Here is an 18,260-nt window from a genome sequence, read left to right on the forward strand (position 1 = left end):
TCGTGCGGGGTTGGCCTTCTCGCGTACTACGCCGCAGCTTAGTCGCGATACGCTTCCGGGCCAGAGTTAAGCCAGGCGTACACGCCACCAATTAGGAAGCCACCACCGATGAGGTTTCCTACCCACACGATGGACCAATTGGCCAACACCACCCAAAGGGTAAAACCTTCCGGTAGCGGGCTGGCGCAGAAGAAGGTCAGGGTCATCAGGCAGAAATTCGCGATGACGTGCTCGAGGCCCAAGCCCACGAAGCAGGCGATGATCGGCACGATGACGAAGAACTTGGAGGCAATGTCTTTGGCAAAGATAGCGCCGATAATCGCCATGTTGACCACGAAGTTGGCCAGTATGGCCTCCACGAACATGCCGCCTGGTCCTTTGAGGAGCTTGCCCATCGCGAGGTCGACGATAAGGTGATTTGGGTCGATGCCGCCGAGCTTGGCGGACATACCCATGGCTGCGGCGAAAAGCACGGCGCCAACTAGGTTGAATAGCGTGGTGACTGCGAGGAGCCACAGCGCCTTTCCCCAGCCCACCTGCTTCTTCACGGCGCCGTAGACCATGTACATCATGTTGCCGGTGGCTAGGTCCGCGCCCAGAATGACGATGGCAAAAAGGCCCAAACCGAACAGGCAGGCAAAGACCAGAGAACCGAGGCCTTCCACATGCTTCTCGACGCCCATACCCATCACCGCAGCAAATGCCGTACCGATCGCCAGGTACACGCCGGCCAAAGTAGAACGGACAGCAAAGCGGGAGAAAGATTGCTCTAGGAGCGTGACCTTCTTCGTCACGGCTGCTGCGGCAGCATCATTCAAGGACATCAAGTACCTCGTACGGTTCAGATTTCAGAGACCTTTGTATCGTACTCCGCCGCACGCACCGCAGGTGAATCCCTGATCTTCAGCAACCAATTGCAATCACTTTTCACTTAAGAAAAACTGGCGGGAATGACACCCTTCCTGTCTGTCCAGCACCTCAGCTACGGCTACTCCGCCCGCACTAAGGTTGTTCGCGATATATCCTTCGACCTCGCCCCAGGGCTCACCGTCCTTCTCGGCGCAAATGGCGCGGGGAAAAGCACGCTCATGCAGCTCATCGCCGGTGAGCTACGCCCGCCAACAGGAACCATCTTCGTGGGCGGTGAAGACGTCCGCCGTTCCGACTCGTGGCGGCAACGTGTCGGCTGGGTTCCGCAACGCAGTGTGTTTGATCCGGCGCAACGCGCAGTGGATTTCGTAGCAGACGTTGGCTGGCTGCGCGGACTAGACCGCGCGACAGCACGCCAGCACGCGGTAAATGCCTTGCGGATAATTGGCTTGGAGGACCACAGCACTACCCGCCTGCGCGATGTCCGGTGGAATGCAGCGCCGCGCCATGGTCGCGGCGGGCCATTGTCCACGAGCCAGATGTACTGCTTCTCGACGAACCCACCGCAGGTCTCGACCCACACCAACGATCCTCACTCATCCGCGCACTGCGTGACATGGCTTCGAACGGCACCACTGTCCTCATGTCTACGCACGTCGCGGCTGATATGGACTCCGCCGATCGCACGCTCATTCTTCATCGTAGGTGCATCGCAGTCGATTCTTCTGTTGCAGATTTCATCGAAAGGTACGGCTCCGTAGAACAAGGATTCTGCGCCGTCACCGAACAAGCTACCGACGGGGCACGGGGAGGGGCTGCTTTGTGAGACACGTTCGCTTCATTCCTGTTGTACTCTTCACCGCACTGCTGAGTTTTGCCTCTGCGCGGGGCAGTAACGTCGCCGGTTCCTGGCCAGAGGCCACCGCAATCTGCGCGGTTGTCGCCGCGGCTACGGGCGTACTTCTCGAAAGTATTGCTGCATGGGACGCAGGAAGCCAGGACGCCACGTTTCTACGCTCCACATCCACCTCGCGCGCCCGCACAGCAGTACTTCTCGTCGGCCTGGCGCTGGCATGGGGACTGGCCAGCATTCTTATCGACTTCATGATCCTGGCAGGGTTTGTCTATACCGCACCCGTGGGCAGCTCGCCATGGTTCCTCGTCATCATTAGCAGCCTTGTGTGGGTTGTGTTGTGTGCGGTTCTCGGTGCGGGTTTGGGTGTCTTTGTCCGGCGCCGGCTTCTCGCCGCGTTACTCGCAGCACTGCTCACGCTAGCTTTGTGCGTGGTATCGGCGTGTGCGGATTCCACGCCGGCTTCCCTACGCTTTCTTTTCTTCCCCGGCAATGGGTACGAGCTGATAGCACGGCAGCGACGGGTGGCTTCGGTCGCAATTTCTGCCGTCATGGTAGCGGCCTTAAGCGCCTGTGTCCTTGCCGCACTGACACGCCACCACCCTGCCCCGCGTTACACCGCGCTGACTCTCCTCGCCATCATCACCATCGCCGCTGTTGGCTCCGCCGCAGTGGGGCCCCAAGGTACGCGGGCACGGGACACCACGGAGGCGTCGGCAAGCTGCACCCGGGATGCGAACAAACAGCGATACTGCAGTTGGCCAGAAGATCACGAACTCGTCGTAGCCGCAGACGCGCACTGGCAGGAATTCACGCAGATGCTTGTCGACGCCGGCCTTCCTCCCCTCACCGGCACATACGGTCAACCCGGCTCCGATCACGCCACGGAGTTGTCCCACACAGTGGCCAGCCCAGCGGCCCTGTACACGCGGGTTTATGAGGCTCAAGCTGCGGCGCTGCGCGCTCAGCGCCCCCTGCGAAGAAACTTCTGCCTCTCGCAACGCACACCAGGTACTTTCGGACTGGGCCACGTATGCGTTCAGAGCGGAGGACGACAGGTTTACTACCCTCAGCGCACAAAGTTCAACTACTCCTGCGCGCGCCTGGATTGAAAACGAGCTTTCTCACCGTTCGCCCGCAGAGCAAGCCGTGGCTCTGGCTCCCTTTATTCACACCATGCAGACGTGCAGCTCCGAGCTACCACCGCTGGGGGTTGCACAATGAGTCCCTACCTGAGACTTCGCCGTTGGCCGGAGTTCTTTTTAATCCTCAGCCTTGGCGTGGTAGCGCAGTTCCTGGATAACTTGGCCGTTCCACAGCTCTTCGGAGCGCCACTGAACCGTCCCGTATTCGTTTTCAATCTGCTGCCACTGCTCGTCGCAGGCTCCATACTGGCGTTGCTGAATAGTTCATGGGATGAGAAATACGAGGCCACGAGCACGGCCCGTTCGCTACGCAAGGAGAAAACTGCCTTGTTGGGTGCAGCTACCGCAGCGTGGACCGCTGTGTTCGGATTCGGATTATTCATTGGGGTAGTACCTATTCATTCAGCATCCACGATCCTTTTCTGTCTCGCTGCGGTTGGCGTCGCGTTAACGCTGCGTAGCGCACTGGACTCGAAGGCATCTGCGGGAATTGCGCTCCCCCTGTCGTTGCTGGCGCTCCTTTTTCCCTGGTGCTTGGGCGAAACCACGCCGTTGGGCAATTCCCTCGGCCAAAGTATGTCTCCCATCATTGCCATCGTGTGCGCCACTATCTTCCTTGTAGGCGCGGCTGCGTGGCTTCACCGACGGCACTAAAACCAAAAAATTCCCCCGGCCTCCTTTCGGAGTGCCGGGGGAATGCCTCAAGCGCTATTTACTTGAACGGGAAGCCGAGCTCGCGCAGGAGCTTGCGGCCCTCGTCGTCGTTAGTAGCGGTGGTAACGACGGTGATGTCCATACCACGAGGGCGGTCGATCTTGTCGATGTCGATCTCGTAGAACATGGACTGCTCGGACAGGCCGAAGGTGTAGTTGCCGTGGCCGTCGAACTGCTGATCAGACAGACCGCGGAAGTCACGAATACGTGGCAGCGCGATGGTCAGCAGGCGGTCTAGGAACTCCCACATGCGGTCGCCGCGCAGGGTAACGCGTGCGCCAATGGGCATGCCCTCACGAAGCTTGAAGTTCGCGATGGACTTCTTAGCGCGACGCAGCTGCGGCTTCTGACCGGTAATAGCGGTCAGATCCTCGAGTGCGCCGTTGATGACCTTGGAGTCACGTGCGGCTTCGCCAACACCCATGTTGACGACAACCTTGGTGACACCAGGGATCTGCATGACGTTGTCGTACTTGAACTCGTCATTCAGGGTCTTGCGGATTTCCTCGCGGTAGCGAGTCTTCAGACGCGGGGTGTAGTTCTCGCTCATTTTTAGATGTCCTTCCCGTTGCTACGCGCGATACGGACCTTCTTGCCGTTCTCGTCGAAACGGTAGCCCACGCGGGTCGGGTTGCCTTCGGAGTCAACGATCGCAACGTTGGACACGTGGATCGGTGCTTCCTGGGTAACGATTCCGCCGGACTCGGCGCCACGCTCGGCAGCAGAGTTTGCGACGTGCTTCTTGATGCGGTTAACGCCCTCTACGAGGACCTTGTCACGCTTTGGGTATGCCTCGATGACCTTGCCCTTCGCGCCCTTATCTGGGCCCGAAATGACGATCACCATATCTCCCTTATGGATCTTCATAAGACTAGATCACCTCCGGTGCGAGAGAAACGATCTTCATGAAACGCTTGTCACGAAGTTCGCGAGCAACCGGTCCGAAGATACGGGTACCACGAGGCTCGCTATCGCCCTTGAGAACAACTGCAGCGTTCTCGTCAAAGCGAATGTAGGAGCCGTCTGGACGACGGGTTTCCTTCTTCGCACGGACGATAACTGCCTTAACTACGTCGCCTTCCTTGACGTTGCCACCTGGGACAGCGTCCTTGACAGTCGCGACGATGACGTCGCCGATGCCAGCGGAGCGTCGGACAGAGCCGCCGAGAACGCGGATGCACAGCAGTTCACGTGCACCAGAGTTGTCGGCGACGCGCAGACGCGATTCTTGCTGAATCACTATGGGTCTCCTGACCTGGATTGATGTGCGGTAAGATTTCCGTCCTTGCCGCACGCGGTCTACAAACTTGCGATGCTCAAGCCTTGACAACGGACTGTGCCGAAGGGTCTCGGACCGGCGGTTCGGAAACGCACCACTACGGGCCGACCAGCTTTTGCAACCTATACATTCAACCACACGCCAGCGCCCATACCAAAACGCCGCTTAGTGATTACCGACGCCCCCTACCTCCACATATATTTCCGTCAGTACACCCGCTTACCCCTCGGCCTCTTATTTCGAATACTACGACACGCATAGGCTCCAAAATCATCGCCACAATCTGCACATATGAACCACACTTTAACAACGCTCAGTGCAAAGTCCATCGCGCAGCCATTCTAATGGTTTGATCTTTCACTGCTGTAACGCATGAGAATTACAGTTAACTTCTGATTTTCATGCAACAACTGCAAATTCTGTGACTACTGGTATTTGCCCGCGAAAGACGTTTCTTTGCTCTTTCCCATATTTCCCGAAGGAGAAGCACATGAAGCGTTTGCCACAGACCCTGACTGCTGCTGTACTGACCGGCGCACTCGCCTTTGGCGGCGCAGCTATTGCCCAGGCTCAGATGCCACTACCGGCTTCCATCGAGACCAATGGCATTACCTACGACAAGCAGCCCGACGGCAGCTACGCACCACGCAACCGCTTTGAGAACCCAGCCGGCGAGGACACCGTACCTACCCTCACTGAGGATCAAGCTCGCGCCATCTGGGAGCGTCAGCAGTCAAAGGATGGTGAAAGCGCTGATCCTGAGACCCCTGGAAACGAGACTGACACTGAAGGCGCAGCCGACGCCGAGGGTACTGACTCCGAGAGCTCCAACAAAGAAGGTATCCCTGCTCCAGCTACGAAGAAGGACGCCGAGGGCAACGAGTGGTACCAGAGCCTGAAGGATCCGAAGGTTTACGTCAACGACCCAGCTCTGGTGAATGAAGAGATCACCGACGAGATGCGCAATTCTTACGCTGAGGCGTTCCTGTCTGAGGATTCGAAGCCTGAATTCGACAAGAATAAGCTGGCTTGGTTGGCACTGCCAGCTGCACTGATCATCGGTGGCATCACCTGGTACCTTTCCCAGGACGGCAAGACCTACGTCAAGGACGAGGCACGCAAGAACCAGGAACCGACCGCTGAGGAAAAGGCTGCTTCCGAGCAGATGCTGAACGCTAACAAGGACGAAGTTATCGCCCAGGTCGGTCAGCTCGCTAAGGGCGACGCTGCCCTGGCTGAGGTTCCTTCCGCACTATCTGCCCCGGCAACTGGCGAATCTGCAGACTCCGCACGTGACATGTCCGCTGAGACCGGCTCCAACTCCGTTGCACAGGCTCTGGCTGCTCTGGCCGTAGCTGCAATGGTTGCTGCTGGCGCTTTCACCGCACGCCGCAAGTTCTTCGCTTAAGCAAGAGCCTCCCTACTAGATAGGAAACTGAATTGAGACTTGCTGCGTCGGTCGGGCTTCGGTCCGGCCGGCGCAGCTTTTTGCTGTGGACTCCCTGGTGCATCGCAATTCGCTTGGGCTCCAAATGAGCTTTTGGCCATGGGAGCACAGTTGTTTCTAATACACTAAAGGCCGAACTGGGAAGAAGTATCTCTCAGTTCGGCCTTTGTTCTTTAGAGCTAGCTGGTTGTACTGGAAGGCTCCTCAGTGGATGCAGGTGTAGCTGCATGGCCAGTGGTTGGTGTGGATGCTGGCTCGAGCTTGGGATCCACGGTGAAGATATCGGTACCGGAGCCAATAAGTTCGCCGGGGCGGAAGGCCTCGGTAGGGATGACCGGGCCGGTCTTCTTCGAATTCGAGACAACCACCGGAGTGGTCACGGGAAGGCCGGCGGCCTTGATAGCGTCGATATCGAATTCGGCGAGGATATCGCCCCGCTTGACCTCATCGCCCTTGGTGACGTGGGAGGTGAAGTGCTCACCCTTGAGGTTTACCGTATCGAATCCGATATGCATGAGGATATCGATATTGCCCACCACTGAGTCCTTGGCACGAATGGCATAGGCATGGTGGGAGGGGAAAGTAACGGTGATTTTGCCGTCGGCAGGCGCAACCAGCTTGCCCACGGTGGGCTCGATTGCCACACCTTGGCCCAGCTTGCCACCGGCAAACATAGGATCGCTGACCTGAGACAGTGGCACGGCGGTGCCCTCCAGTGGGGAGAAGATGGTGCAGGCATCGTCGGCAGCTACCGCAGCTGGGGTGGCAGCGGCAGCCTGTGCCTCGGCTGCGGGAGGATTGACCTCGTCCGGGTCGATGGAGCCATTCTTCCGAATGAGCACGCGGCCGTAGAGGTACGCGCCCACAAAGGCAATCACGAAGGAGATGACACCACACAGGAGGAAGGTCGGCACGAAGCGGGGGACGGAGACGAAACCGATGAAGCCGGCGGCGCCGAGGGCATCGGCAAGCACGCCAAAGATGGCGATGAAGGCAGAGGAAACGGCGGACGCCGCCATGCCGATATAGAACGGCCAGCGCAAGCGAAGGTTTACGCCGAAGATAGCGGGCTCAGTAATACCGAACAGGGCGGAAATGCCGGAGGCACCGGCCAGCCCCTTGAGCTTTTCGGAGCGGGCCAGGAAGTATACGGCGAGCGCGACACCACCTTGGGCGATATTGGCCATGGAGGCAATCGGGAAGATAAAGGAACCGCCCTCGTTCCACAACATCGTCTCAATCGGCGGGAAAGATTGATGCAAGCCGGTAATCACAATCGGCGAATAGACAAGGCCGAAGAGGAAACCGGCCACTGGACCGGCAAAGTCATAGAGGTTAGCTAGTCCCATGCCAAGCCAGTCGCCGGCCGTGCGCAGGATGGGCCCCAAGCCCATAAAGGTTAAGAAACCGGTAATGAGCAGCGTGAGCAGCGGGGTAAGCATGAAGTCCACCGTGCCCTTGAGGTGCTTGTGCAGGAATTTCTCCAAGGTGGCGAGGATCCACGAAATCACCAAGATAGGAAGGATGGAACCTTGGTAGCCGGCCTGGGCGACGTCGAAGCCAAAGATATTCCAATAGGACATCTCGCCGCTTTCAATCGCTTCAGCCACGTTGTAACCGCTGACCAAATCCGGCATGACCATCGCCATAGCCATACCGGCGCCAAGGAACTCGTTGCCACCAAAGCGCTTCGTCGCGGTAAAGCCGACGAGGATGGGCAGGAAGGCGAATGGCGCGGCGGCGAGCAAATTAACTAGCCCAGCAAAGCCTTCCCACGCCGGGAACATCTCGATGACGGATTTATCGCCAAACAGGCCTTCGGCCGTCAAGACGTTATTGAGAGCCATGAGCAAACCGCCGCCCAATAGGATGGGGATGAGCGGCACGAAGATATCCGCCAAGACTTTGACGGCCCGGCTAAACCAGTTGCCGGATTCAGCAGCGATGTCTTTTAGACGGTCGGTGGATACGGCCACGTCCTTGGAAATCAGGTTGGTCATTTCCTGGAAGACGATATTGACGTCACCAGGGCCGACGATGACCTGGAACATACCGCCAGCCTCAAAGGTGCCCTTGAGATCGGGGTCATTATCCAGCGCGGCGGTATCCACCTTGTCCGAATCTTGCAGCACCATGCGCAGGCGCGTGGCGCAGTGCGCGAGTGCGTTGATGTTGTTTTCGCCGCCGAGCGCCTTAAGCGTGCGGGCGGCTACTTCCTTGTGGTCCATAGAAGAGCCCTTCAGTGTAATGGATCACATCCTGATACCGGACGTGACTACTTATGTCCATTACAGCTGGAATTCGGGCCTAAGTCCACACATTCGGGCGGAGTGTTGGCAACTTCACCGGTGATAGGTACACCTACCCGCGCGGTTCCCACCCCTGCCACGGTGACTCGCCAAACACCGCGAACGAAGCAGCAATCCGACCACCCCCGGCATAGACCTCAACGGCGCAGCCATCCGCAATCAAGCGCATCTCACCATCCGGGCAGTCGATGGGTTCTCCGCCATTAAAGGAAATGGTCCCGTCGCGTTGGGTGACACGGAAAGCTTCATCCCCGGCGGCGTCGATAAGAGCAAAGGAACCTTCGCCCTTGATATCGATGGTGGAGCCAAAGCCTTCGCGCCCGTGGGTCTCCGGCAAGGCAGACCACAGCGGCTCTTGGTGCAAGTAGTCACCCTCAAGCCAGATGCGGCGTGGCAGGGTCAAGGTGTGCACCCAGCCTTGCGTCGGAGTGTCATCCTGGGCGGGCATGCCCATCCACCCCAGCAGGATGCCGTCCTCGGTAGCCTGCGGCGCATAAAACTGGGTGCCGTGATCCAAGAGTGTAAAGCCGCGCTCAATGTGAAAATCCAACCCTTCGAGCGTGCCCACGACATAGCCGCAGCGGTCCGTTTCTGCTTGCGGGCAAAAGATGAGTACCTGCTTGTCCCCTAGCGTGAGGAGATTAGGACACTCCCACATATATCCGCCCGGCAGCTGGGAAGGATCATCCAAAACAATCTCGCCCTGAAAGTCCCACTGCGCTAAGTCCTGGGAGCGGTAGAGAACAATGGTGCCGCGTTCATCTTCGGTTTGGGCGCCGATGACCATCCGCCAACCGTCACCGTCGCGGGTGATCTGTGGGTCACGGAAGTGGCCCGTATAACCCTCCGGGGAGTCCGGGATGAGGGGGTTATTCTCATCGCGGAGATAGATGCCGCCTTCAGGGCCCGAAGGGTCGAGGGCGCGCACGCGGTTCTGCGAGGGAATGCGGCGGCCGTCTTGTTTCAGGTTGCCTGTATAAAACAGCCAGACATCGGTGCCATCGACCACCGCGCCGCCCGAATAGCATCCATCCTTGTCATAGGGCAGATCCGGGTATAAGGCATCCGGGTGGTGTTGCCATGGCGTGGGCGCGGAAACACGTGTGGTCGCATGGCCCCAGCCGGTGCGCTTGGGCTGGCGCGGGAAGGCAGGGTCATGCTGGTAGTAAACATGCAAGGTATCACCGTCTACAAAGACACCATTGGGATCATTGAGGCGGCCTTGTGGTGGGGCAAGGTGAAAATTGGGCCGGTAGTTCATATCACCGATACTATGAAAATATGACTATTCATGTGTGCGGTGAAGGGCTCGTGGACCTCGTTCCAGTAGCCCCTGGCAGCTTGAACGACCACACCCCGGCGCTGGGCGGCGGGCCATTTAACGTGGCCATCGCAGCCGCGAGACTGGGGGCGGACGTAGAGTTCCAGTCCCGCCTTTCTACCGATGGTTTTGGCCAGGAACTCGTTGGCCGCCTTAAGTCAGAAGGCGTGACCACCACCCACCTGCAGCGTGGCGATGAGCCCACCACGCTAGCCGTCACGACCATCCATGAGGACGGCTCCGCTTCCTATAACTTCTATATCGAGGGCACCGCCGACCGCTTGGTTGAGCCACACTTGGTTCCGGCCGATATCGCGTGCTTTGGCACGGTCTCCCTTGCCCTTGAACCTGGCGCCTCCCGCTATGCGCAACTATTGAAGGATTTTGCCGCACAAGGTACCTTGGTCGCCCTCGATCCGAATATCCGCCCGTTCTACGCCACCCAGGAGCACCGAGAATTCCTAGCGGACCTGCTCCCCCACGTCACTGTGCTCAAGCTTTCCGACGAGGAGGTGGAATTCCTCGGCACCGACCTCATTTCCCAGGTCCCCGTCGTCGTAATTACCCGCGGCGGGGAGGGCCTTAGCGTTCAGGCCGGTGACACCGCACTACAGGTGCCGGCCGCAAAGGTCACCGTCGCCGACACCATTGGCGCCGGCGATACCATCATGGCCGCATTGTTGACCCAGATTGATGAGCGCGGGCTCGACGCCACCGCCTTGTCTGAACTAGGAGCTGCGGAGTGGAAGGAAATCCTGTCCTTCGCCGCGGCCGCCGCAGGGATCACCGTTTCACGCAAAGGTGCTAACCCACCACGGCGTGAGGAAGTAGAGTCAGCGCTATGACCTACACCAAGCGCACCCTGTGGCTGCACTCCGCGCTCTTTATCCTCGCGTTTCTCGCGTTTATCCTGCCCGTAGTTTTTGGCACCTCCGCTCTACTTCCTGTTTGGTTGACCGGCGGGCTGAGTTTGGGGCTTGCGGCTTGCACGCTTGTCGACGCCGCCTATAAATTCTTCGCCCCCGCCTCCCCTCGTAGCCTCCGCCTGCTCTCTGGTCTTGCCGGCCTCGTTCTGCTCATCGGCTGGGGCATCTGGGTCTATATCTACGGCAATATGGCGGCCGTCGGCACAGGATCCTATCGAATCGGTACCTTTTTGCTCGGCGCGGGAAGCGTGCTCAATCTTTTTGTAGTGGCAATTTCCTTTCTAGATATACAAAGAAAGGTCAACTAGAGCGACTGGGCAACAGCCACAATTGGCAGGTTTCCACTAATGCGCCGCTACGACGCGGCGGGGAACAATGATGGGGGCATCACTATCCGGATCGTCCCAGGCTTCAGCCTCGATGCCATAGGCCTGCTCCAATACCTTCGGGGATAGCGCTTGTTTCGGCGCCCCGCGAGCGATAATTTTGCCGGCTTTCATCACCACCATGGAATCAGAATAGTGGCCCGCCAGCATGAGATCGTGCAGGACTACAACCACTGTTTTTCCCACCTGCGCCTGTGCGCGAGCCAACTCCAGCATGCGCATGGCATGGGCGGGGTCGAGAAAGGTCGTGGGTTCGTCGAGAAGCAGCACAGGCGTATCTTGTGCCAGTGCCAACGCCAGCCAGACGCGTTGGCGCTGCCCACCCGATAGCGAAGCGATATCACGATCGAGGAAGTCCACAATGTCGGTAGCCTCGCAGGCCTGCGCGATAGTCTCCCGATCCGTAGCGGAAAGGCCGCGCATCCTCCCCTGATAGGGATGACGCCCGCGCGCGACCAACTCGCCTACCCGTAGCCCATCGGGGGCCACGGGGTGCTGCGGCAGCAGCGCCACCTGCTGCGCGGCATCCTTCGCGGACAACGCATGTAGGTCAGCGTCCCCGACCATGACGCTGCCCTGCCGCGGGGCCAGGATTTTCGAGAGAGTTTTCAGCAGCGTGGACTTGCCACAGCCATTGGGCCCAATGAGCGTGGTGACTTCGCCGGCACGGGCGTGCAGATCGACGCCGGCAAGGATGTCCTCGCCATCCTTATATCCCGCATGAATGCCGGTGGCGTGGAGACTGCACCGAGGCTTCGCGCTCGTGGGCTGTTTAGGCTGATTATTCGTCATATCTTTTCCTTCATCCACGTACGACTATCTAGCACCATCCGGCGCTGTGTTTGTCCGTTTCCCCCGCTGTGCCGCGGCGCAACGTTTAGCTGCGCCCGGCCGCATTCCACACCACTATCACCAAGGCGCAGCCGCCGATGACCGAGGAAACCGCACCCACCGGCGCGTCTACCGGGATAGCGCCAGCGATGACGGCGCACACGGTAAGCAACGCCGCGCCCGCGGCTGCCGACGCCAGCGGCGATGGCGTGGGGGTGCGCGCCACCATCCGCGCCAGGTGCGGCGCTAGCAGCGCGATAAACCCAATGGGTCCCACCACCGAGACCACCACGGCGCTGATACCGGTTGCCGCGATAAGCAGAAGAGAGCGCTGGCGGGAGATATTCACGCCCAGGGTGGTTGCGGAGGAATCATCATGGGCAAGCAACGGCAATTCCCGCGCGCACCAGATGCCTATAGCGAGAAACGGCGCTAATGCCGCCAGCAGGGGGAGGATGACCTCCATGCGCACAAATCCAGTCGATCCCGCAAGCCACGTTTGCGCCTCCGCAGCGCGCAGGACCTGGGCGCTGCGCATCAAATACGCCACGATGGCCTGAAACAGCAGCGATAAGGCAATACCGACGATGACGATGCGGTTGCTCGTACCGATGCCACCAAGGGTGGCGAGGAGGAGGACAACGAGGAGGGCGCCGATCGTCGCCAAGCATGCCCGCCACCAAAACTCCGGGATGCCCTCAGCGAAACTGGGGCGCGAATGCACGGTGCCCAGGACCACCAGCACCGATGCCCCGCCGGTAACGCCTAAAATATCCGGCGAGGCGAGCGGGTTGCGGGCCATGGTTTGCGTCCAAGAACCGGCCAGACCGAGGGCGGTGCCCACGATGACGGTGGCGATAGCAACCGGCAGGCGCAAGTCCCACACCACCCTGATGTGGCTCTCGCTGCCGCCGCCGGTGAGGACATCGATGACTTGCCGTGGGCTCAGTTCCACGGAACCTTGCCCCAACAATACTAAGTACGCGATAAGGGCGATAAGGATAAATGCCAACGTGGAAGCGAGCACGCGCGCGTGCCGACGGCGTTGCTGCGCTGTTAAAATTGTGCTGATCGTGGTCATGCGTTTTACCCCCACGTTCTGCCCATTCCTCGGTGGGCACCCCAAATGAGGAAGGGTGCGCCCACTACTGCGAGGACGATGGACATCTCCAGCTCCGAGTTACCCACAATGAGGCGGCCGATGATATCGGCGGCAAGCACGGCACAACCACCTAAGAGCGCGGAGGGCAAAAGCATGGTAGCAACGCTAGGGCCCACCACCCGCCGCACGATGTGAGGAATGGCAAAGCCGACGAAGGCAATGGGCCCCGTTGCCGCCGTTGCACTGCCGGCCAGCACCACGACGCTGAGCGCCGCGCCCACCCGCGCGGTGGTGGGGGACCCGCCCAAGGCGAGGGAGGACTCCTCCCCCATAGCCAAAAGGTCGAGGGGTCTGGCTGCCATCGCCGCGCACGCTAGGCCGATAACAAGCCCTATGCCCGCGATCGCGACGTCTTCTGGGCCGCGGCCAAAGGTGGATCCGATGGTCCACCGCCGCATGCTATCGAGGACGTCCGTGGAATAAAGGCCGATGATCATCGCGCCCGATCCCAAGGCGGCGGAGACGCCGGCACCTACCAGAACGAGCGTCAGAGGATCCTGAAACCGCCGCGATACGGCTAAGACCAGCAGCGTGGTAATACCCGCGCCAGCGAGCGCGAGGGTAGTCCGCATACCGGTGGAGGTAGCAATGCCGATGGCCGTGCCTATGGCAACAAAGAATGACGCACCCGCGGTAACGCCAATAAACCCTGGATCCGCCAGCGGGTTTCTGGTCCACGATTGCGCCAGTACACCGGCCACAGCAAGGGCCGCGCCGGCGAAATAAGCCAGGAAGGTGCGCGGCATGCGCAGGTTCCACACGATATCGTGGATATCCTGCTCCCCTGCTCCGTGCAGGGCGGCGATGACCTCCCCGGGCGGAATCGAGCGGGATCCTAGCGTCAAGGACGCCACCGCCAACACCAGACTGGCGAGGATGAGGGCAACAAGGAGCAGCTTGTGACTCTGTGCCCGCGTCATTACCGGTGCGGCGGCGCCGGTGGCGGTAGGACTATCTGCGGTGTTATCCGTCTGGATTTTTTGGCCGACTTTCGTGGTTGCTGACAATTACAGCTTCTCTTCAAACTTATCTACTGCCCAGGGGATGGTCACCGGGTTCGGCATACTCATGGCATTACCGGTATCCGTATCCAGGTAGCGCACGCGACCATCCTTGACAACGTCGAGGCCTTGGAAGGTCTTATCCTTCTTCAAGGCTTCGGAGGAACCGTTGTAGTCCAGGACAAAGAGGTAATCAACCTGGTTAAGTTTTGCGTAATTTTCTGGGGCAATGTCAACGAAGAAGCTGCTGCCATCGCCCTGCAAGGCATCGGGGATCTCCATGCCAAGATCCTCGATGAATTGTCCGCGCCCGTCCTCCTCGGTGTAGAGGCCGATTTTGCCGTCATAAGGCATGACGATGGCCGCAGATTTATCCTGCAATTCCGTGTGCTCGCGGCGGAATTCCTCGAAGGCCTTTTCGGTGTCATCGATAAGCTTATCGCCTTCGTCTTCCTTACCCACCGCGTCTGCAATAGTTTCTACCTGCTTTTCCCAGGGCACCTGCCAGTCTTCATAGCCATCTGGCTTGACGGTGGTAGGCGCGATGTCTTCCAGGGATTCCTTCGTATGCGCATCCACGGCCTGGTTCACCGCAATGATCTGGGTGGGATCTGCCGCGGTGATCTGCTCAAAGGTATCCGCGGTGAATCCGGTTGCGGTATTATAAATCACCTCAGGCTTTGCATCGCCCAAAAGCTTATCTGCCCAGGGGCCGACGCCGGAGGGATCGCCATCGCCCTCAGCACCCCACGGTGCCACCGCCACGGGAGTGATCCCCAGGGCAAGTAGCGTATCGGCGTCACCCAGGCCCAGGCTAGCCACCCGCTGCTCGCTGGAAGCGTCAGTAGCCTTAGCCGTTTCATCGCCTTCACCGCGGGAGCAGCCTCCTAAGGCTACGGCTCCGGCAGAAAGCACTGCTACTGCACCCAAACTACGACGGCCGAAAATCTTCACCAGGCTAGCCCTTTCAAGAAGGAGGAAAATAACTTTGCTTAGCCTATACCGCAAAGAGTAATTTAGGCAAGCCTTAGTTTATTATGAGTATATTAGACGCATGAACTCTTCCCCACAATCCGCCACGATGCGTCAACACGAACTCATCCCCGTTATTCTGACCGCTAATAAACGGATCCGGCCGCGCCTGCACCGCCTGACGTTTTATGCCGAGGCATTCCGGACATACACCCTCTCCGGACCCGATGAATTCTTTGGACTCGTCATGCCACAAGCCGGACAGGAATTTAGGCCCTTCCCCGTCGACGGCATAAACCTTCGCTCGGCGGTAAGCGCGATTTGCGAGGAGAGGCGGCCGGACCTGCGCTGGTATACCATCCGCGCGCTCCATTCAGAAGAGGCCACAGTCGATGTCGACGTGGTCACCCACGGCGATTCCGGACCTGGCTCGCGGTGGATTCGCCGCGCACGAGCCGGCGATACGGCGGGATTCTTTACGTGCAACGACTTGTGGCGACCAACCGAGTCGGCACAACTTCTAGTCGCCGATGCATCCGCCCTGCCCGCCCTGCGGCACATCTTGGCCTACCAAGAAAACCATAACCCGGCGATGCTTCGAGCCACCGACGTTATGGCCGTGGTAACCAGCGAGGACGAGGTAGAGCCGGGCCTTGCAACTCGGTGGGAGACGAGCGTCCGCAGCCTGCGCATCATTCATACCCAACCGCGTCAGGAGGCGGATGCTGTCGTAGCCGCTCTAAGAGCGGACTATGCCCGTGCGCCGGGGCCAGGGTACGTGTGGGCTTCCGGCGAGGGGGAGCTAGCAAAGAGCGTACGAGGCCTCGCGGTGAATGAGTGGGGCCTGGATACCACCGACGTCACGTGGGTTCCCTACTGGTTTTATGGAAGGGCCCGACCGTAGCTAAGCCCGAAAACGGCGAAGGCCCCTACCCCGAACCATTAGATTCGGAGCAGGGGCTGCGCTGGCTAGTTTTTACTTAGCCTTCTCGATGATCTCAACGAGACGGAAGTGCTTGTCCTTGGACAGCGGGCGGGTCTCAGCGATGCGTACGAGATCGCCGATGCCTGCGGTTTCTTCCTCGTCGTGCGCCTTAACCTTCTTGTTAGAACGCATGATCTTGCCGTACAGGGCGTGCTGCTTGCGGTCTTCCAGCTCGACAACGATGGTCTTGTTCATCTTGTCGGATACTACATAGCCGGTGCGAACCTTAGGAGCGCCCTTGACCTTCTCCTTCTTCGGAGTAGGTGCCTTCTTGGAATCAGTCACGTTAGCCTCACTCATGATTAAGCCTCAGCTCCCGGAGCAACGGACAGGCCCAGCTCGCGCTCGCGCAGAACGGTGTAGATGCGGGCAATGTCGCGCTTAACCGTGCCGATGCGGCGGTTGTTGGTCAGCTGGCCGGTGGCCTTCTGGAAGCGAAGGTTGAACAGTTCTTCCTTCGCATCCTTCAGGCGGGACTGCAGCTCAGCATTGTCGAGCTCACGGAACTCGTGGGCGGGGGTACCGGTTGCCATTAGAACTGGTCCTCCTTCTTGATGATACGGACCTTGCAAGGAAGCTTCTGGCCAGCGCGGCGCAGAGCCTCAATTGCAACGGCATCGTTCGGATAGCTCATCTCGAAAAGTACGCGGCCCGGCTTAACGTTAGCCACCCACTTCTCAACCGGGCCCTTACCGGAACCCATACGAACGCCGAGCGGCTTCTGGGTCAACGGACGGTCCGGGAAGATGTTGATCCACACCTTGCCACCACGCTTGACGTGGCGGTTGATGGCAATACGTGCGGCCTCAATCTGACGGTTGGTGATGTACGCCGGCTCGAGAGCCTGGATAGCGTAATCGCCGAAGTTGATGCGGTTACCGCCCTTGGACACGCCGCGACGGTTCGGGCGGTGCTGACGGCGGTACTTAACACGCTTAGGAATCAGCATGGATTAGCCCTCCTGCTTCTGCTGTGCACGCTGGCGGCGCTGGCCACCGCGGCGGGAGCGACCATTGCGGTCACGGCCACGGCCCTGTGCCGGAGCGTTCAGTTCGGACTCGCGTACGCCACCGACGACGTCACCCTTATAGATCCACACCTTGATGCCAATGCGGCCGAAGGTGGTGTGGGCCTCTGCGGTGCCGTAATCGATTTCGGCGCGAAGAGTGTGCAGCGGAACGCGACCCTCGTGGTAGCGCTCAACGCGGGACATTTCAGCACCACCCAGGCGGCCGGACAGCAGAATCTTGATGCCCTTGACCTGTGGCTGGCGCATAGCGGACTGGATAGCCTTGCGCATTGCACGACGGAATGCGACGCGGTTAACCAGCTGCTCCGCGATGGAGTGAGCAACCAGGGTTGCGTTTGCGTCTACCTGCTTGACCTCGAGGATGTTGAGGGCAACCATCTTGCCGGTGAGCTTTTCCAGCTCGCGGCGGATACGGTCAGCCTCAGCACCGCGGCGGCCAATCACGATGCCTGGGCGGGCGGTGTGAATGTCGACGCGGACGCGGTCGCGGGTGCGCTCGATAACGACGTCGGCAATGCCGGCGCGCTCGAGGCCCTTGTTGAGGTAGTTACGAATCTTGATGTCTTCGGCTACGTAGTTCGCGTAGTCCTTATCGGCGAACCAGTGGGTCTTCCAGTCGGAAGTGATGCCCAAACGTAGGCCGTGAGGATGGATCTTCTGGCCCATTACTTGGCCCCTTCCTGCTGGCTTTCGACCACCACGGTGATGTGGCTGGTGCGCTTACGAATCATGAATGCACGACCCTGTGCACGCGGCTGGAAACGACGCATGGTCGGACCCTCGTTGGCATAAGCCTCGGAGATGACCAGGGTACGTGGGTCGAGGCCGAAGTTGTTCTCAGCGTTAGCGGCTGCAGAAGCAACGACCTTAGCAACTGGCTTGGAAGCACCCTGCGGTGCGTACTTCAGGATAGCCAGGGCTTCGCTTACGGACTTGCCGCGGACCAGATCGAGCACGCGACGTGCCTTCATCGGGGTGACGCGGACGTAGCGGGCCGTGGCGGATGCGGAGGTGATGGTCTCACTCATC

The 18,260-nt window shown here is 59.5% G+C and carries 22 protein-coding genes and 1 pseudogene; 8 read left to right on the top strand and 15 right to left on the bottom strand.

What is annotated here, in order from left to right; all coding sequences use genetic code 11:
• Nucleotides 1-38 precede the first annotated feature (38 nt).
• Nucleotides 39-824, bottom strand: a complete 786-nt coding sequence (locus I6I12_RS10805; RefSeq protein WP_023020572.1) for a formate/nitrite transporter family protein — start codon at nt 822-824, stop codon at nt 39-41.
• A 126-nt stretch (nt 825-950) separates the two neighbouring features.
• Here I6I12_RS10805 and I6I12_RS12175 point away from each other — a divergent pair.
• From I6I12_RS12175 to I6I12_RS10820, 4 genes and pseudogenes are all read left to right on the top strand, one after another.
• Nucleotides 951-1,283, top strand: a pseudogene (locus tag I6I12_RS12175) (ATP-binding cassette domain-containing protein); the annotation flags it as partial.
• Between the two features lie 74 nt (nt 1,284-1,357).
• Nucleotides 1,358-1,696: an AAA family ATPase gene (locus I6I12_RS12180; RefSeq protein WP_034655739.1), complete on the top strand. Its 339-nt coding sequence runs from the start codon at nt 1,358-1,360 to the stop codon at nt 1,694-1,696.
• Nucleotides 1,693-2,835 (top strand): hypothetical protein, encoded by a 1,143-nt coding sequence (locus tag I6I12_RS10815; protein WP_200288272.1) that lies wholly within the window; start codon nt 1,693-1,695, stop codon nt 2,833-2,835. Before I6I12_RS12180 ends, I6I12_RS10815 begins: the two co-directional genes overlap by 4 nt.
• A gap of 108 nt (nt 2,836-2,943) precedes the next feature.
• Nucleotides 2,944-3,522, top strand: a complete 579-nt coding sequence (locus I6I12_RS10820) for a hypothetical protein (protein ID WP_023020567.1) — start codon at nt 2,944-2,946, stop codon at nt 3,520-3,522.
• Between the two features lie 58 nt (nt 3,523-3,580).
• On the opposite strand, the gene rplE is transcribed toward I6I12_RS10820, so the two are convergent.
• From rplE to rplN, 3 genes are read right to left on the bottom strand one after another with little or no spacing between them, the layout of a single operon-like run.
• Complete coding sequence (rplE, locus tag I6I12_RS10825; RefSeq protein ID WP_023020566.1) at nt 3,581-4,132, bottom strand: 50S ribosomal protein L5; 552 nt, start codon at nt 4,130-4,132, stop codon at nt 3,581-3,583.
• A gap of 2 nt (nt 4,133-4,134) precedes the next feature.
• Nucleotides 4,135-4,449 carry a 50S ribosomal protein L24 gene (gene rplX / locus I6I12_RS10830; protein WP_023027809.1) on the bottom strand — a complete coding sequence of 105 codons (315 nt, stop codon included), beginning with the start codon at nt 4,447-4,449 and terminating at the stop codon, nt 4,135-4,137.
• Nucleotides 4,450-4,453: 4 nt separating this feature from the next.
• On the bottom strand, nt 4,454-4,822 hold the full coding sequence (gene rplN, locus I6I12_RS10835; RefSeq protein ID WP_005322812.1) for a 50S ribosomal protein L14: 369 nt from the start codon (nt 4,820-4,822) through the stop codon (nt 4,454-4,456).
• 529 nt (nt 4,823-5,351) lie between these two features.
• Between rplN and I6I12_RS10840 the strand changes: the two genes are divergently transcribed.
• The gene (locus I6I12_RS10840) at nt 5,352-6,269 is read left to right on the top strand and encodes a hypothetical protein (RefSeq protein ID WP_023020564.1); all 918 of its coding nucleotides are present in this window, start codon (nt 5,352-5,354) and stop codon (nt 6,267-6,269) included.
• A gap of 218 nt (nt 6,270-6,487) precedes the next feature.
• On the opposite strand, the gene I6I12_RS10845 is transcribed toward I6I12_RS10840, so the two are convergent.
• Complete coding sequence (locus tag I6I12_RS10845) at nt 6,488-8,536, bottom strand: sucrose-specific PTS transporter subunit IIBC (RefSeq protein ID WP_023020563.1); 2,049 nt, start codon at nt 8,534-8,536, stop codon at nt 6,488-6,490.
• 133 nt (nt 8,537-8,669) lie between these two features.
• Entirely contained in the window at nt 8,670-9,878 is a 1,209-nt protein-coding gene (locus I6I12_RS10850; RefSeq protein ID WP_023020562.1) for a glycoside hydrolase family 32 protein, read from the bottom strand.
• 20 nt (nt 9,879-9,898) lie between these two features.
• On the opposite strand from I6I12_RS10850, the gene I6I12_RS10855 reads away from it, so the two are divergent.
• Nucleotides 9,899-10,783, top strand: coding sequence for a carbohydrate kinase family protein (locus I6I12_RS10855; RefSeq protein WP_023020561.1), 885 nt, complete (start codon nt 9,899-9,901; stop codon nt 10,781-10,783).
• Entirely contained in the window at nt 10,780-11,172 is a 393-nt protein-coding gene (locus I6I12_RS10860; RefSeq protein ID WP_023020560.1) for a hypothetical protein, read from the top strand. The genes I6I12_RS10855 and I6I12_RS10860 overlap by 4 nt, the downstream gene beginning before the upstream one ends.
• A gap of 36 nt (nt 11,173-11,208) precedes the next feature.
• Here I6I12_RS10860 and I6I12_RS10865 read toward each other — a convergent pair whose 3' ends face one another.
• From I6I12_RS10865 to I6I12_RS10880, 4 genes are all read right to left on the bottom strand, one after another.
• Nucleotides 11,209-12,042, bottom strand: coding sequence for an ABC transporter ATP-binding protein (locus I6I12_RS10865; protein WP_023020559.1), 834 nt, complete (start codon nt 12,040-12,042; stop codon nt 11,209-11,211).
• Between the two features lie 85 nt (nt 12,043-12,127).
• The gene (locus tag I6I12_RS10870) at nt 12,128-13,162 is read right to left on the bottom strand and encodes a FecCD family ABC transporter permease (protein ID WP_023020558.1); all 1,035 of its coding nucleotides are present in this window, start codon (nt 13,160-13,162) and stop codon (nt 12,128-12,130) included.
• Between the two features lie 5 nt (nt 13,163-13,167).
• The gene (locus I6I12_RS10875; RefSeq protein ID WP_023020557.1) at nt 13,168-14,250 is read right to left on the bottom strand and encodes a FecCD family ABC transporter permease; all 1,083 of its coding nucleotides are present in this window, start codon (nt 14,248-14,250) and stop codon (nt 13,168-13,170) included.
• A complete protein-coding gene (locus I6I12_RS10880) occupies nt 14,251-15,198 on the bottom strand; it encodes an ABC transporter substrate-binding protein (RefSeq protein WP_023020556.1) in 948 nt (315 codons plus the stop codon).
• A 100-nt stretch (nt 15,199-15,298) separates the two neighbouring features.
• Here I6I12_RS10880 and I6I12_RS10885 point away from each other — a divergent pair, with 100 nt between their 5' ends.
• Entirely contained in the window at nt 15,299-16,120 is an 822-nt protein-coding gene (locus I6I12_RS10885; RefSeq protein WP_023020555.1) for a siderophore-interacting protein, read from the top strand.
• Nucleotides 16,121-16,192: 72 nt separating this feature from the next.
• Here the strand turns inward: I6I12_RS10885 and rpsQ are convergent, their stop codons facing one another.
• The 5 genes from rpsQ to rplV are packed head-to-tail and all read right to left on the bottom strand — an operon-like array spanning nt 16,193 to nt 18,259.
• Nucleotides 16,193-16,501 (bottom strand): 30S ribosomal protein S17, encoded by a 309-nt coding sequence (rpsQ, locus tag I6I12_RS10890; RefSeq protein ID WP_023020554.1) that lies wholly within the window; start codon nt 16,499-16,501, stop codon nt 16,193-16,195.
• A gap of 2 nt (nt 16,502-16,503) precedes the next feature.
• Nucleotides 16,504-16,734 carry a 50S ribosomal protein L29 gene (gene rpmC, locus I6I12_RS10895; protein WP_005322842.1) on the bottom strand — a complete coding sequence of 77 codons (231 nt, stop codon included), beginning with the start codon at nt 16,732-16,734 and terminating at the stop codon, nt 16,504-16,506.
• Complete coding sequence (gene rplP / locus I6I12_RS10900) at nt 16,734-17,150, bottom strand: 50S ribosomal protein L16 (RefSeq protein ID WP_023020553.1); 417 nt, start codon at nt 17,148-17,150, stop codon at nt 16,734-16,736. The genes rpmC and rplP overlap by 1 nt, the downstream gene beginning before the upstream one ends.
• A 3-nt stretch (nt 17,151-17,153) precedes the next feature.
• Nucleotides 17,154-17,897 carry a 30S ribosomal protein S3 gene (gene rpsC, locus I6I12_RS10905; RefSeq protein WP_023027807.1) on the bottom strand — a complete coding sequence of 248 codons (744 nt, stop codon included), beginning with the start codon at nt 17,895-17,897 and terminating at the stop codon, nt 17,154-17,156.
• Nucleotides 17,897-18,259 (bottom strand): 50S ribosomal protein L22, encoded by a 363-nt coding sequence (gene rplV / locus I6I12_RS10910; RefSeq protein WP_005276938.1) that lies wholly within the window; start codon nt 18,257-18,259, stop codon nt 17,897-17,899. Before rplV ends, rpsC begins: the two co-directional genes overlap by 1 nt.
• Between the last annotated feature and the right edge of the window lies 1 nt (nt 18,260).

This window comes from Corynebacterium kefirresidentii (assembly GCF_016599755.1).
Classification (GTDB): domain Bacteria; phylum Actinomycetota; class Actinomycetes; order Mycobacteriales; family Mycobacteriaceae; genus Corynebacterium; species Corynebacterium kefirresidentii.

Bases quoted from the DNA above. Each gene is read 5' to 3' on its own strand.
- I6I12_RS10805 (WP_023020572.1), bottom strand. From the start codon at position 824: ATGTCCTTGAATGATGCTGCCGCAGCAGCCGTGACGAAGAAGGTCACG.
- I6I12_RS10820 (WP_023020567.1), top strand. From the start codon at position 2,944: ATGAGTCCCTACCTGAGACTTCGCCGTTGGCCGGAGTTCTTTTTAATC.
- rplE (WP_023020566.1), bottom strand. From the start codon at position 4,132: ATGAGCGAGAACTACACCCCGCGTCTGAAGACTCGCTACCGCGAGGAA.
- rplX (WP_023027809.1), bottom strand. From the start codon at position 4,449: ATGAAGATCCATAAGGGAGATATGGTGATCGTCATTTCGGGCCCAGAT.
- I6I12_RS10840 (WP_023020564.1), top strand. From the start codon at position 5,352: ATGAAGCGTTTGCCACAGACCCTGACTGCTGCTGTACTGACCGGCGCA.
- I6I12_RS10845 (WP_023020563.1), bottom strand. From the start codon at position 8,536: ATGGACCACAAGGAAGTAGCCGCCCGCACGCTTAAGGCGCTCGGCGGC.
- I6I12_RS10850 (WP_023020562.1), bottom strand. From the start codon at position 9,878: ATGAACTACCGGCCCAATTTTCACCTTGCCCCACCACAAGGCCGCCTC.
- I6I12_RS10855 (WP_023020561.1), top strand. From the start codon at position 9,899: ATGACTATTCATGTGTGCGGTGAAGGGCTCGTGGACCTCGTTCCAGTA.
- I6I12_RS10860 (WP_023020560.1), top strand. From the start codon at position 10,780: ATGACCTACACCAAGCGCACCCTGTGGCTGCACTCCGCGCTCTTTATC.
- I6I12_RS10865 (WP_023020559.1), bottom strand. From the start codon at position 12,042: ATGACGAATAATCAGCCTAAACAGCCCACGAGCGCGAAGCCTCGGTGC.
- I6I12_RS10870 (WP_023020558.1), bottom strand. From the start codon at position 13,162: ATGACCACGATCAGCACAATTTTAACAGCGCAGCAACGCCGTCGGCAC.
- I6I12_RS10885 (WP_023020555.1), top strand. From the start codon at position 15,299: ATGAACTCTTCCCCACAATCCGCCACGATGCGTCAACACGAACTCATC.
- rpsQ (WP_023020554.1), bottom strand. From the start codon at position 16,501: ATGAGTGAGGCTAACGTGACTGATTCCAAGAAGGCACCTACTCCGAAG.
- rpmC (WP_005322842.1), bottom strand. From the start codon at position 16,734: ATGGCAACCGGTACCCCCGCCCACGAGTTCCGTGAGCTCGACAATGCT.
- rplP (WP_023020553.1), bottom strand. From the start codon at position 17,150: ATGCTGATTCCTAAGCGTGTTAAGTACCGCCGTCAGCACCGCCCGAAC.
- rpsC (WP_023027807.1), bottom strand. From the start codon at position 17,897: ATGGGCCAGAAGATCCATCCTCACGGCCTACGTTTGGGCATCACTTCC.
- rplV (WP_005276938.1), bottom strand. From the start codon at position 18,259: ATGAGTGAGACCATCACCTCCGCATCCGCCACGGCCCGCTACGTCCGC.